This is a genomic window from Pseudovibrio sp. POLY-S9 (assembly GCF_001431305.1).
In the GTDB taxonomy this organism is placed as follows: Bacteria; Pseudomonadota; Alphaproteobacteria; order Rhizobiales; family Stappiaceae; genus Pseudovibrio.
On record NZ_LCWX01000151.1, the window covers coordinates 3,739 to 16,356 of the forward strand.

Annotated in this window: 10 protein-coding genes; 4 read left to right on the plus strand and 6 right to left on the minus strand. The window is 50.4% G+C overall.

Going from position 1 to position 12,618, the window contains the following annotated elements:
• Positions 1 to 3,548, minus strand: a 3,548-nt coding sequence (locus PPL9_RS14080) for a cadherin-like domain-containing protein (protein WP_208989370.1), incomplete at its 3' end; no start/stop codon positions are given.
• 601 nt (positions 3,549 to 4,149) lie between these two features.
• Here PPL9_RS14080 and PPL9_RS14085 point away from each other — a divergent pair.
• A complete protein-coding gene (locus PPL9_RS14085) occupies positions 4,150 to 5,814 on the plus strand; it encodes an aminotransferase class V-fold PLP-dependent enzyme (protein WP_057463299.1) in 1,665 nt (554 codons plus the stop codon).
• A gap of 43 nt (positions 5,815 to 5,857) precedes the next feature.
• Here the strand turns inward: PPL9_RS14085 and PPL9_RS14090 are convergent, their stop codons facing one another.
• Positions 5,858 to 6,919 carry a helix-turn-helix domain-containing protein gene (locus PPL9_RS14090; RefSeq protein ID WP_244273395.1) on the minus strand — a complete coding sequence of 354 codons (1,062 nt, stop codon included), beginning with the start codon at positions 6,917 to 6,919 and terminating at the stop codon, positions 5,858 to 5,860.
• Between the two features lie 378 nt (positions 6,920 to 7,297).
• Here PPL9_RS14090 and PPL9_RS14095 point away from each other — a divergent pair, with 378 nt between their 5' ends.
• On the plus strand, positions 7,298 to 7,783 hold the full coding sequence (locus PPL9_RS14095) for a hypothetical protein (protein ID WP_057463301.1): 486 nt from the start codon (positions 7,298 to 7,300) through the stop codon (positions 7,781 to 7,783).
• Positions 7,784 to 7,830: 47 nt separating this feature from the next.
• On the opposite strand, the gene PPL9_RS14100 is transcribed toward PPL9_RS14095, so the two are convergent.
• A complete protein-coding gene (locus PPL9_RS14100) occupies positions 7,831 to 8,262 on the minus strand; it encodes a GNAT family N-acetyltransferase (RefSeq protein ID WP_057463302.1) in 432 nt (143 codons plus the stop codon).
• A 649-nt stretch (positions 8,263 to 8,911) separates the two neighbouring features.
• Between PPL9_RS14100 and PPL9_RS14110 the strand changes: the two genes are divergently transcribed.
• Positions 8,912 to 9,631, plus strand: coding sequence for a Crp/Fnr family transcriptional regulator (locus PPL9_RS14110; protein WP_208989371.1), 720 nt, complete (start codon positions 8,912 to 8,914; stop codon positions 9,629 to 9,631).
• Between the two features lie 46 nt (positions 9,632 to 9,677).
• Here the strand turns inward: PPL9_RS14110 and PPL9_RS14115 are convergent, their stop codons facing one another.
• Positions 9,678 to 10,577: a LysR substrate-binding domain-containing protein gene (locus PPL9_RS14115; RefSeq protein ID WP_057463304.1), complete on the minus strand. Its 900-nt coding sequence runs from the start codon at positions 10,575 to 10,577 to the stop codon at positions 9,678 to 9,680.
• A gap of 98 nt (positions 10,578 to 10,675) precedes the next feature.
• Here PPL9_RS14115 and PPL9_RS14120 point away from each other — a divergent pair, with 98 nt between their 5' ends.
• Positions 10,676 to 11,326 carry a peroxiredoxin gene (locus PPL9_RS14120; RefSeq protein WP_057463305.1) on the plus strand — a complete coding sequence of 217 codons (651 nt, stop codon included), beginning with the start codon at positions 10,676 to 10,678 and terminating at the stop codon, positions 11,324 to 11,326.
• Positions 11,327 to 11,389: 63 nt separating this feature from the next.
• Here the strand turns inward: PPL9_RS14120 and PPL9_RS14125 are convergent, their stop codons facing one another.
• Both PPL9_RS14125 and PPL9_RS31335 read right to left on the minus strand, forming a co-directional pair.
• A complete protein-coding gene (locus PPL9_RS14125) occupies positions 11,390 to 12,280 on the minus strand; it encodes a CbiX/SirB N-terminal domain-containing protein (protein WP_082596867.1) in 891 nt (296 codons plus the stop codon).
• Positions 12,237 to 12,618: cytochrome D1 domain-containing protein (locus tag PPL9_RS31335; protein WP_280139054.1), on the minus strand; the 382-nt coding region annotated here is incomplete at its 5' end. The genes PPL9_RS31335 and PPL9_RS14125, both read right to left, overlap by 44 nt.

Consider the following 12,618-nt stretch of genomic DNA (forward strand, 5'->3'; position numbering starts at 1 on the left):
TCACCACCAACATCAGCAGGCTGGTCAGGACGCGCACCGGAGTTGGTGCTTTCATCGATGGAAATCTGGCCGTCAACGATCAGAGTATGACCATCAAAGCCTTCGGTGAGAATGCCTTCGATCGGCGCATCGATCTCTGTGCCAAGACGCAGAGTTGCCCCTTCAGAGAAGTCATCACCGCTGTCCAGATACCCATTGCCATTGTCGCCGTTTTCTTCGGTAACTGGCACGTAGGTGAACTCGTCAGGGTTCTGCTCAGAAGAACCATCATCGATGAGGATGCGGTTGTTCTGGTTCATTTCCTGATGTTCGATGATCTGGTCAAGCTCATCCTGCGGATCGTACAGATGGGTTGCCTGATACTGGGCGCCAGCGGAAACTGTAATCTGACCGTAGCGGTCGAAATTGAAGTTTTCGATGACTGTCAGAGCATCGTCTGTACCGGAGCCAACACTGACGCGCATGCCTTCCAGAGCTTCCAGGTTCTGCTGGCTTGTTGGAGACAGAAGTACCTGCATGTATTCTGGCAGATCATTGCCGGAAGACAGGATGCTCAGATCCCCAATGTTTGTCAGCTGTGTCTGGCCACCAAACTCTGCAACAGTACCACCGAAGGACACTTCATCACCAACTGCAACGGTTGGAGCCGCGCCGGTGTAAACGAAGATACCTTCAGAGGTTGCGGAGTTGCCGTCGCTGTCAGTTGTTTCTTCCTGCAGGTAGAAACCACTGCTGGTCACACTTGTTACAAGTGCGCTGACGTAAACGAACTCACCAACCATGCCGGATTCTGCACCGTCACCCTGAATGGTGGAGATGAGTGTCGGCGCGGTATCGTCGTTCACAACAGTGCTGGTTGCAGTCTTGGTTACGATCTTGCCACCCGTTGGGTTGCTCAAGGTCACAGACAGGACTTCGCTCAGCTCGGTTGTTTCATCGCCAGTGATGTTGACTGTGATGGTCTTGGTGGTTTCGCCAGCTGCAAAATCGATGCTGCTAGATGGCAGGGTGCCACCGAAGTCAGCTGCATCAACGTCGCCGCCAACAGCAAAGTCAACAGTGCCAGCCTCAGACAGATCACCGTCACGGGTCACTGTGAACTCGAAGGAGGTTACGCCGCTGTCGCCTTCAGCTTTGGAGTCAGCTTCTGCTGCAATAGCGTAGGTTGTGGACGTACCACCACCGCCTGTAGTGTCGCCTTCCAGCTGCAGGTTTTGCAGAACGAATGCTTCATTGCTGCCGTTTGCAGAGCCTTCAACGATGATGGTTAGCTCAGAACCCGAACCTTCCAGATCAGCAACAAGTGTTTGCAGCTGGTTGGTAAGAACAAGGCCAGAGTTGGTTTCAACCATCGGATCGTTCAGATCAACAACCTTACCGCTGGCAAGGGTGTAAGACTGAGCGCCATCATTGTCAGAGGTGAAGGGGAACAAAGTTTGCTCTTCGCCACCATCAATGGAGTAGCGGATGGAGATGGTGTCATCAGACTCGAAGTCACCCATTGCACCAGCATCCAGAGACAGGCTGATATTGCTGTAATCTGAGATGTCGAAGCGCCAGGTCGCGACCAGCGGGTCGCCATTAGGATTATCGTCGTTGACGGTATCGGTCAGACCGAAGAACTCACCAGTGTTGGAGACTTCATCGATAACGCCGATTGCATCATTCTCGAAGCTGCCATTGGTGGAATCGACCAGCGAGAACGGAGCGTCGGCAGCAGTGTACTTGCCAAAGCCGTCTGCAGGACTGGTGAAGTCTGGTGCAGTGCTGGTGTACTCGATCAGACGATCATTCTGAGAGTCCACCATGTCAAACGCGAAGGTTTCGCGCACAACAGCCGGGTTGCCGAGGATCTTCAGGTTCTGCAACGCAAACGCTTCAGAACTTCCATCTGACTTGCCTTCAACGCTGATGGTCAGCTCAGAGCCAGTGCCTTCCAGATCAGACACAAGGGTCTGCAGCTGGTTGGTCAGCACAATGCCTGCGTCTGCATCGGTGAGCGGATCATCCAGATCAACAGTCTTGCCGCTGGCAAGGGTGTAGGTCTGTGCACCGTCATTGTCAGAGGTGAAGGAGTACAGAACCTGCTCTTCGCCACCATCAATGGAGTAGCGGATCACAAAGGTGTCTGTGCCTTCAAAGTCACCCATTGCACCAAGATCAAGGGAAAGACCCAGATCTTTGTAGCCTGCAATGTCGAAGGTCCAGGACGCTGTCAGTTCGCCATCATTGTCATTGTTGATGCTGTCGGTTACGCCGAAGAATTCACCAGAGTTGGTGGCTTCATCGATGATACCCAGAACGTCATTCTCAAAGCCGCCATTTGTGGAATCGACCAGTGAGAACGGCGCGCTGTCTGCAGTGAACTTGCCGAAACCATCAGCAACGCTGGAGAAATCAGGCGCAGTGTTGGTGAAGCTCACCAAACCCTGATTTTGAGAGTCGACCATGTCGAACGCGATTACGTCACGCACAACTTCGTTTTCGTCTTCAACAGTGACGGAAACACTTTGAGTGTCAGAACCGCCGTCAGCGTCGGTGACAGTGACTTCAACCTGATAAACGTTGTCGCCATCAGCATCTGCTGGTGCTTCAAAGTCAGGTGCTGTCTTGAAGCTCAGCTGACCGGTTTCAGCATCGATTTCAAACAGCTCTGCATCAGTACCAGAAACAGCATAGGACAGGTCTGTGTTGTCTACGTCGGTTGCAGATGCAGTTGCCACCTCAGTGGTGTTTTCTGCAACGGAAACGTCAGAAGCGACAGACAGAACCGGAGCCTGATTGGAACCAGTCACAGTAACAGTAACGGTGACGTCTTTGGTGCTGCCATTGCCGTCGGTGACTGTGTAAGTAAAGGTATCTTCTGCAGTCTCGCCTTCACGCAGGCTGTCAAACACACTGCCTGGGTTGTAGGAGACCTGACCGTTCTCAAGAGAAACGGTTGCGCCAGATGCGCTGTTTGCAGAAACTTCAGTGATTGTCAGCGTATCGCCATCATAATCCTTGTCGTTTTCCAGCAGAGTGGCAGCCTCAATCACAAGACCCTCGTCGCCGGATGCAACTGCATCTTCGCCAGCGCTGATCTCGTTGTTGCGACCATCCAGATAGTAAGTGTAGTCATCAGCTGCGAAGTGAACTGCCTCGACATTCATCAAGGTGTCTTTTTCAGAGCCGTCATTTGCAATGACTTTGGTCTTTGGATTCCACCAGCCACCACGCTGTTGGAATGAATAGTCATCGATTGAGCCTTCATAAACGGCTGTGTCGAAACCACGACCACCATTGATGCTGTCATTGCCTGCACCACCATGGATGACATCGTCACCACCAGCTGCGCTGATGCGATCGTTGCCTTCACCAGCAAAGATAAGGTCATTGCCCTTACCTGCCCGGATCCAGTCATTTCCAGCATATGTGGAAATGGTATCGTTACCGTTGAAACCCCAGACCCAATCAATACCGTCGGTACCCGTGATGACGTCATCCCACCACGTGCCAAAGTTTACGCTGATCGAGTAGAAGTTAAATCGAGGAAAGAAATTGAACATGTATCAACCCCGTTACAGTTCATCTTATCCGAGTCCGTCACTCCCCTCCCAGTTTTGAGCCGGGAGCCAAGACGAACGATTATTTTTTGCTAGATGCCCGAAAGATTTTCTGCAGCATGCATCGACAGTTTTCTCGATGTAGAGGGTGACGTAAAGGACGTATTGATCAATTTTTCACTTTTCGCATATTATTTCGAATAATATTTTCTTTTGTGAAATTTTTTTCAACTTCGCGTTGCATATCAATGTCAAGGCGACAGGAAGTTACCCAGTGCTGTGCATAACTCGGGATGCTTTTAAACACAGTTTGGCTCCTGCGCGACTCATATTTCACAAAGGCGCACTGCGAATCCATAGATACAATTAAAATTTAATTATCAAAATCACGATTTTTGCGGGTTCATGGCGAGGGGCAGGCACCTGCTTGAGTAAAATCATACCAATTCTATATTTTATCTCATTTAGAGTATCATTTTCTAACTTGACTTATCTTTGTAGTATGTAGTTTCTTATATTCAATCTTTTCAGCAAACTAAGCGAACTTAGAGTGTGTTCGCCATAACAAGAATCTGATGAGACGGAATAAAGAGACGGGGCAAGCATGTGTAATTTGATCGATAAAATCAGAAAATCAGTGATTGGTGAGGACGCAGCCATTGCCACGGCATTTGGTCGTAAGCCATTGGTTTATGCGGATTACACAGCCTCAGGTCGTTCGCTGAGCATGATTGAGGATTACATCCGCGATCACGTTCTGCCTTACTATGCCAACACCCATACAGAGACCTCCTACACAGGCGCACAAACCACCGCACTGCGCGAGCAGGCCCGCCAGCAGATCCGTTCGTCAGTTAACGCCACCGACGATCATTCCGTGATCTTTTGCGGCTCCGGTGCAACCTCCGCGATCCATAAACTGATCGATATTCTCAACCTGAAACTGCCTGCAGACCTGAGCGCACGCTACAAGTTTGAGCAGCAGATCCCCGAGAAAGAACGCCCCGTCGTTTTCATCGGCCCTTATGAGCATCATTCCAACGAACTACCATGGCGCGAGAGCATCGCAGACGTGGTTTCCATTCCCCTTTGCGAAGGTGGACAGGTCTGTCTGGATGATCTTGAGAAACAACTGATCAAATACGCAGATCGCCCCCTCAAGATCGGCAGTTTTTCCGCAGCTTCCAATGTCACCGGCGTCAAAACCGACGTCGACACCGTCGCCCGCCTGCTTCACAAACACGGCGCACTCTCCTTTTGGGACTACGCCGCAGCTGCTCCATATGTGGGCATCGATATGGCTGGTGCTCAGGATGAGCAAGGCGACAGCACCAAAGACGCTATCTTCCTGTCACCACACAAATTTGTCGGCGGACCGGGCACACCGGGCGTTCTAATCGTCAACAATGCCATTCTTCAAAACCGAGTGCCAGCGATGCCGGGCGGCGGCACCGTCATGTATGTAACGCCAGAAGATCACCGCTACGTGGCAAACGCAGAACGGCGCGAAGAAGGCGGCACACCAGCGATCATTGAATCCGTGCGAGCAGGGCTGGTGTTCAAGCTTCAGCAAGCCGTCGGTACTGATGAGATTGAACGCCGGGAAGAGAGCTTTGTCTCCCGAGCCGTAGCCCGCTGGTCAAACTGCGAGAACATAGAGATCCTTGGCAACACCGAGGCGCCGCGTCTGTCTATCACCTCGCTGAAGATCACTCATAAAGGCAAAGACCTGCACTACAGCTTTGTTGTAGCGCTGCTCAACGATCTGTTCGGCATTCAGGCCCGCGGTGGCTGCTCCTGCGCGGGCCCATACGGCCACGCATTGCTTGGCATGGACATGCATTACAGCAAGGCACTGGAAGAGCAGCTGGTGGAAGGCCACATGATCCTGCGCCCGGGCTGGATCCGCCTCAACTTCAACTACTTCATTGATGAAGAAACCTTCGAGTATCTGGTCCGCGCCATTGAGTTGGTCGCAGAGCACGGCTGGAAGCTGCTGCCATTTTACCGCTTCGACCAAAACGACGCTGTCTGGCGCTACCAAAACCACAAAACAGAACTGGCCGCCTCTCTCGAAACACTCGATTTCAACGCACTGCCAGAAGCTGTTACAACATCAAAGCGCCCCTCTCTGGCGGAGACCATGAAAGCAGCCGAAGCAGAGCTCCTACGCAACCACTGCACCGAAGAACGCTACAACGTCATTCAACCACAAAAAGTGGAAGATCTCCGCTGGTACGTCCGCCCACAAGACATCGCCGTCGCATAAGAGTAAGCCGAGGCGACGGAGATAACCCGTCGCCGGTTACCTCTCACAAATACTTCACCCAGTCTTCGTAGCGGCGGTCTACATTTGGGGTGCTCATGGCCCTGGTCCAGGCAATGCCGGCGGAGTTTCGAGCTTCGGATGGGGTCATGGAGAAGCGTTTTTTGAAAGCACGGCTGAAGGTGCTCTCGTAGGTAAAACCGAAGGAAAACGCGATTTCCGAGTTGGAGCGGTGGGCATTGCTGTTGCTGATGAGTGCCATCATTGCGCCCTTGAGACGTTGCTCCAGAATGAAACTTTTCACACCGCCGTAATTGCGGAACATCTCATATAGCTTTGAACGTGAGATACCTGCTTTTATGGCCACAGTTTCGGGTGAAAGATCTGGGTTCGACAGGTGCTCGCTGATTGTTCGTTTTGCCAGCATAATCTGTGCGGCATGGCTGTTTGCTTCGACCAGAGCCACACCTTCAGATGTGCTGTTCAGGCAAGCAGTAACGAGTGAAATCGTTGCCGGGTTAATATCTGCAGCTTGTGACAAGCTCAGTTGACCCGACAACTCTTTCAACGTCTTAATATGACTGTAAAGAAGCTGAACCATGGGCTGCGCGGCAGGCAATCTCCGCATATGCTGCCCATCTGGATAAACCAGCTTAGGTTCGAGCAACTCCCTGGGAATAATCAGGGATAGGTTTGAAAATGTATTGGTCCAGGATTTTGACGTCCTGGCTAAATCAAAAATGATGAGGCCATCCTGTGCGACAGAATGTTGTGCACCGTCATGCTCGAAAATCATGTCTCCTGTTTCAAACAGTTGGATCATGAAGTGGTCCATCCCATCTTTTGCGATAGTCAGCTCACTCCTTTCCCAAAACTGCTTTCTGCTTTTTGTCCGGGCCAGAATAATTTGCCCGAACATATGCGCATCTACTTCTGCAGTGAATTCATCAGACCTGACGGCATGGTCTGCTTCCACCTGAAACATGAAGGAGATACTTTCCTTCCAGAGAGGGAAGCGCTCATCTGGCGCAACGCCATCAACGGAAAACACAGCCTGAGGAATAGGCTGAGAAATCTCCGCTCTTGGCGCTCCGTCAATGAGATCCACCTCACTCAAAATATGTCCTCGTAAAATCAACTCAATTTATACGTGCTTTTACTAAAACCTTATAGCAATTATATACATCTCCAAGAGCCCCCGAACAATGACGTGGCGTCCAGATCATTATGCATTTTGTTTGGAACTTCCTGAAAACTGAGTTTTTTCCTGAGAATCTTGCATTGATGCATGAAGCGAGCACAACGTGCGGGGAAGACGACGGCATTAGTTTCCGGCCCAATGGCTCTCATTCAGGTGAACGTAATGTGATTAAACTGGGAACGGAGCTGTCTTGTATTCCCCTTTCCAAACTCACACCTAAAGAAGTGCTCACTGCACATATCTCGATTTGTGCGTTTCCCCATCGAGCTTCTTAAGGATCTCCCAATGGCCCTGGATACATCTGTTCCTCCTGCCTCCTCGTTCGTAACCGTATTGCCCACACTGCTGCTGGCCGGTGTCATTGGCGAAACCGCCTTTGAAGCTTATGCCTGGTTTGTCTCACCGCTTCTGTTTGGGCCTGTTCTGGAACCTGCGTATCTCGTTACAGCACTGGCGAACAAGTTATTCGGGCTCTCCATTCCATACGGCCTTGCCTTCCTGATCCACTTTTCCGTTGGCGCAATTGTCTTTCCGCTTGCTGTGCTTGCAGTGCATCAAGTGACCAGACTTCGGTTTTGGATTTCTGGCGTGGTTGCTGGTGTGCTCCTCTGGTACATCGCGCAAGGTATGCTCGCGCCCTTTATTGGCAGAAGCTTCATGATGGACTTTGGCGCTTATACGCAGTCCTCATTCCTCGGACATGTGGGCATGGCCGTTGTGATGGCTTTGGTTTTTATGAAGGTGTCTGAAGGCCGCAAAAACCATCGCTAACACCAAGACTTGGAGAGAGTGCAAGGCACCCTCTCCTTCTGCTCCACCTAAACCGCGGCGGAGTACTTCAGCCGGATGACCAACTGCTGCGTATCCTCATTAAAGTCTTCATGCATTTCCTCAAAGCCGTAGCGAGCATAAAAGCCACGCCCGATTGGATTGTGCTTAAAGACTTCCAGTTCAACGCTGTCATGAAGCGAGGTGGCCTTGTCCATCAAAGCCTTCCCGAGCTTGCGCCCGTGAAAATCTGGATGCACAAACAGTCCGCCCACTTCATTGCCAAGCAATGAAATAAACCCAACGACAGCGCCGTTCATTTCAGCAACCCATGTCTCTGCATTCGGCAGATACATGGTTCGTATGTTGTCGGTTTCATGAGCTAAAAAGCTGTCGCTCAGAAAAGGGTGAGCGAGTTTGCTGGCCTCAAGCCAGACGTCAACAATGGACTCGGTATCGCGAGTTTCAAATTTGCGGATCATTTCTATGTCCTGAAGAGAGCCGTTAATCGGCGCTTGATGTTCGGAAAATGAAGGCATGCGGAACCAGCCGTGCAAATGGCACGGTCTTAAGGTTGAAAACATGCATAGGGGTTCTTCGTTTGAACCCTCAGATCCGGGACATCAAATCTCCTCTGAAACACATTAGGAATACGCAACCTAAACCTCAGGGGCTCAATGTCAAGGCAACTCAGATTTCCAAGTTCGACGTGCTGCTAAAGCTACAAATATCTGCGTCTTACCATCTCATGATTTCCGGAAAATATTAGCCGGCTTCGGGACTTGATGGTGAAGACGCAACCGTTGCCCGTTTCCTATTCCGGACGCGTCTTCGCCACCGAACAGGCTCGTTTCACCGTCAAAAACGGGTAAAAAACATTCCAAAGGACAGTTTTAAACATATTATTGAGCCAAAAAGGCAAGTTTATTCGCTCAGTGAACTGAGTGAAAACCTTCCCTATAGTGGACCCTAATCCTCTGAGTTCTCTACTTCCTTGATTTTCGTTAGGTCCTTTTTGCTTTCAAAAGGACAACTGCAAGGTGCCAATTGCGCAAAAACACTTGCGTTAGATCAACGTCCTTCATCTACGCAACAGTACGATTGGGTTGATCGTGGGAGAGGTCTGTAAAAATGTCTACTACAATAGTTAGCAGTGAAGTGGAGAAGCTCGCTGAAATTCCCTTGCTTAAACGGTTGAGTACCGAGGCAAGAGAACAGCTGCTTCGGGGTGCCACCAAAAAATCTGTCTCGCGCGGTGAGATGATTTTTTTTCAGGATGATAAGGCAGATGCGTTCTTTATCGTTCTGGAAGGATGGGTCAAAGTTTTTCGCGCGACAAGCAGCGGTGATGAAGCCGTTGTAGGGGTCTTCACCCGTGGGCAAACCTTCGCTGAAGGTGCTGCCTTTACAAACTCAAACTATCCAGCCTCTGGTGAAGCGGTTACGGATAGTGTGGTGCTCTGCATTCCAGTGGCCCACCTGGCCAACTCAATCGCAGCAGATCCGAACATCGCGCTGGCAATGATGTCATCTTTGTCCATGCACCTGCATCAACTCGTGTTGCAGATTGAAGGGTTGAAGACGCATACGGGTGCACAGCGTGTTGCCGAGTTCTTGCTGAACCTCAGCACAGAACCTGCTGGTTCCTGCACATTGGTGTTGCCCTACGACAAAGCACTCATCGCGGGTCGTTTAGGCATGAAACCGGAAAGCCTGTCTCGCGCGTTCCAGAAACTGAAAAGCTATGGCGTCGAGGTCAAACAGAACCGGGCAATCATTTCCAACGTTCAGGTTCTGCGCACATTGGTAGAGCAGGAACGCACAGTGGTTATGCATTCAAACCACGGCTAAGATGTTGCGCTAAAATGATTTTATTCGCTTGTCCGTGCCTGGGTTTTCATCCCTCATAGGCTTCTTTGATGAACTCGCCAAGATGTTGTAGTTCCTCTCCCCGTGGTGAGCTTTTTCGCCATACGAGCGCTATTTCTCTTGGCAGTGCCTTATCTACATCGATGAGGCACACATCATAATTATCCGTCAGTCCTGCAGTAATCGCGACGTCTGGCAGAAGTGTAGTTCCCAGCCCTTCTGCCACCATACCCACTAAAGTGGATAGGCTAGTCGCCTCAAATGAACTGTCTTGAACCGGGCCGTCGGGTAAAAATGCAGACAGGGCATGCTGTTGTAAACAATGCCCTTTTTCCAGCAACATCATCTTGGTATCTGTCAGGTCCTGCCCTTCTACATGTTGCCGGTTTGCAAGCGGATGTTGAGGTGTGACAGCCAGTTTGTATCCATCTTCAAACAATGGAAACTGAACAAGGTCGCCAATCTCAAATGGGAGTGCCAGCAAAACGGCATCCAGATGCCCGCTCTGTAATGCAGCCAACAGGTCATGGGTGATGCCCTCTTTGATAAAGAGGCGAAGTTCCGGAAACTTCTTCCGAAGCTGCGGCATAATCCCAGGAAGCAGATAAGGTCCAACTGTAGAAATCACCCCCAGTTTCATGTCTCCAGACAGGAACTTAGAGTTTGCCGCAGCAAAATCTACAAAGGCTTTTGTATCGAGCAGGATGTGACGTGCGCGATCAGCCAGTGAGTTGCCCAGAGGTGTAATCGTGACAGAACGCTTGGTTCGCTCCGCCAGATGAACACCAAGATTCTGTTCCAGCTCTTTGAGCGCTGTGCTCAGAGCCGATTGGCTCACATTACATTTTTCTGCTGCCCTGCCAAAATGCTGTTCTTCAACAAGGGCGACCAGAAACTCTAACTGGCGAAGGCTTGGTAGATGACTCATATATTTTATAGATCACTGTATTATTATTAATCAATTTCACTAATTAATATAGATCGATATTGTGCATTTATCAAATCAATTGAGCCCGAGGAAAATAAATGTCAGAAGAAACTATCATCACATTGCCGCAGCTGAACACACCAGCACCAGATTTTACTGCTCCGACGACTGATGGCACCAAATCATTGAGTGATTACAAAGGTCAATGGCTGGTTCTCTTTTCACATCCAGCTGATTTTACGCCTGTCTGCACAACCGAATTCATTGCTTTTGCGAATGCAGCAGAAGATTTTGGCAAGCTCAATACAGCATTGCTTGGCCTGTCTATCGACAGTCACTACTCACACATCGCCTGGATGCGAAACATCGAGGAGAAGTTTGGCGTTCACATACCCTTCCCGATCATTGCAGACCTCTCAATGGAAGTCGCCAAAGCCTACGGCATGATCCAGCCTGGAGCCTCAGACACTTCTGCTGTTCGCGCAACTTTCATTATTGATCCTGAAGGAATTCTGCGGGCGATGGTTTACTACCCAATGACCAACGGGCGTTCAGTTGATGAGTTCCTACGCTTGATCAAAGCCTTGCAAACATCTACCGAACACGGTGTTGCGACTCCAGAAAACTGGCAGCCTGGTGACAAAGTAATCGTGCCTCCGCCAGCAACAGCGGATCTGGCTGAAACACGTAAATCAGCTGGTTATGAATACGTTGATTGGTACTTCTCTAAGAAAGATGTGCCTGCTTAAAACGAAACCTGAGACGGAGTTCAGGCGATCAAATTGCCTGAACATCTCACTCAAAAATCAGAGTTATCTCAGAGCAGCCCTTGTAGGCTGTGCGGGCAAATCTCGTAGCAATGCAACTCTTGGGTTGGCGAAGCCACGCGTTAAGCCAATTTCTTGCAGATAGCTGACCAAGTGCTGCGCCAGAGCATGCTCACAGCCAATTACCGGTGCAAGTTTACAGCCTGCAGGAGCGCTCTCCATAATTTTGGAGAGATCTTCCTGGCCGTGTAAGCCTCCACTGGCAAACAGCGGAACAACGATTGCATCTTCGGAAAGTGTCAGGACAGCCTTTTCGACGAAGGGTTCCTCGGAGAGAAATGCCACGCGAAGTTGCTTGTAACCGTAACGATTTTCCAGATGCTCTTTGAGTTGAAGCGCGCAAAGCCGTGATTCCGGTCCGACTGTCGAGCCATGGGCAACGATCAGCACTTCCCGGTCGAGTTCTGGCTTTAACAACGTGCTTTTGCTGTTTGGCGCCAGAGTACTTTGAATACTCTGTGAAACCAGATCAGGTAGGAAGGGCAATACACCAAGCGGGGGTAACAGCTTGATATACTGCCCGTCTCGGTTCAGATTTTGCCATGCACCTTCTTTCTGTTGTTGCAGGTTTGGGTCCAGCCCCAATCGGCGAGGCAGGACTGTTTTGCAGAAGTAGCCGTTACTTAAGAGGAGAGGAAGCACAAGCACGCGCTCGTGCGGGAGGCTTTCGACTACTTCCTGTAGCGGCGGGGTTCCTTTCATCACCCCACTCACCACATCCAGTTCGGGCAGTAAGGGCGCCAGAGCATTTTTCAGGCGAACGTGGCCTGGTGTATTGTCGGCGCCCTTGCCGCCCAAATCTCCATGAGCAGCAAGAACAAGTGCCAGGTCGCTAGTGGCTTGTACCAGCGGAGAAGGTGATCTTGTTCCAGACATTGTACTTTCCAGATGGCTTACTCATTGGAATACGCTTCACTTCTTCAAGTGTTTTCGCATCGTAAATGATGATCATGCCGTCATTTTCCCAGATAGAGAGAATGGCGTGGCTGCCATCACGGTCAAACTCGATATGAGCAGCGGTTTTACCCGGGAGCGGTTTCAGCGTCTTTACGATCTCAAGCGTTTCTTTATCGATCACGTACATCTGGTCCTTGTTTGGACCAAAGAACACGTCCGCCCAAGCGTACTTGGAGTTTTCGTGAGATCGCATGAAGAAGCCCGGACCCGCCGTATCAAGTGTCTTCAATACGGACCAGTTGGACATGTCGATCACA

Bases quoted from the DNA above. Each gene is read 5' to 3' on its own strand.
- PPL9_RS14085 (WP_057463299.1), top strand. From the start codon at position 4,150: ATGTGTAATTTGATCGATAAAATCAGAAAATCAGTGATTGGTGAGGAC.
- PPL9_RS14095 (WP_057463301.1), top strand. From the start codon at position 7,298: ATGGCCCTGGATACATCTGTTCCTCCTGCCTCCTCGTTCGTAACCGTA.
- PPL9_RS14100 (WP_057463302.1), bottom strand. From the start codon at position 8,262: ATGATCCGCAAATTTGAAACTCGCGATACCGAGTCCATTGTTGACGTC.
- PPL9_RS14110 (WP_208989371.1), top strand. From the start codon at position 8,912: ATGTCTACTACAATAGTTAGCAGTGAAGTGGAGAAGCTCGCTGAAATT.
- PPL9_RS14115 (WP_057463304.1), bottom strand. From the start codon at position 10,577: ATGAGTCATCTACCAAGCCTTCGCCAGTTAGAGTTTCTGGTCGCCCTT.
- PPL9_RS14120 (WP_057463305.1), top strand. From the start codon at position 10,676: ATGTCAGAAGAAACTATCATCACATTGCCGCAGCTGAACACACCAGCA.
- PPL9_RS14125 (WP_082596867.1), bottom strand. From the start codon at position 12,280: ATGTCTGGAACAAGATCACCTTCTCCGCTGGTACAAGCCACTAGCGAC.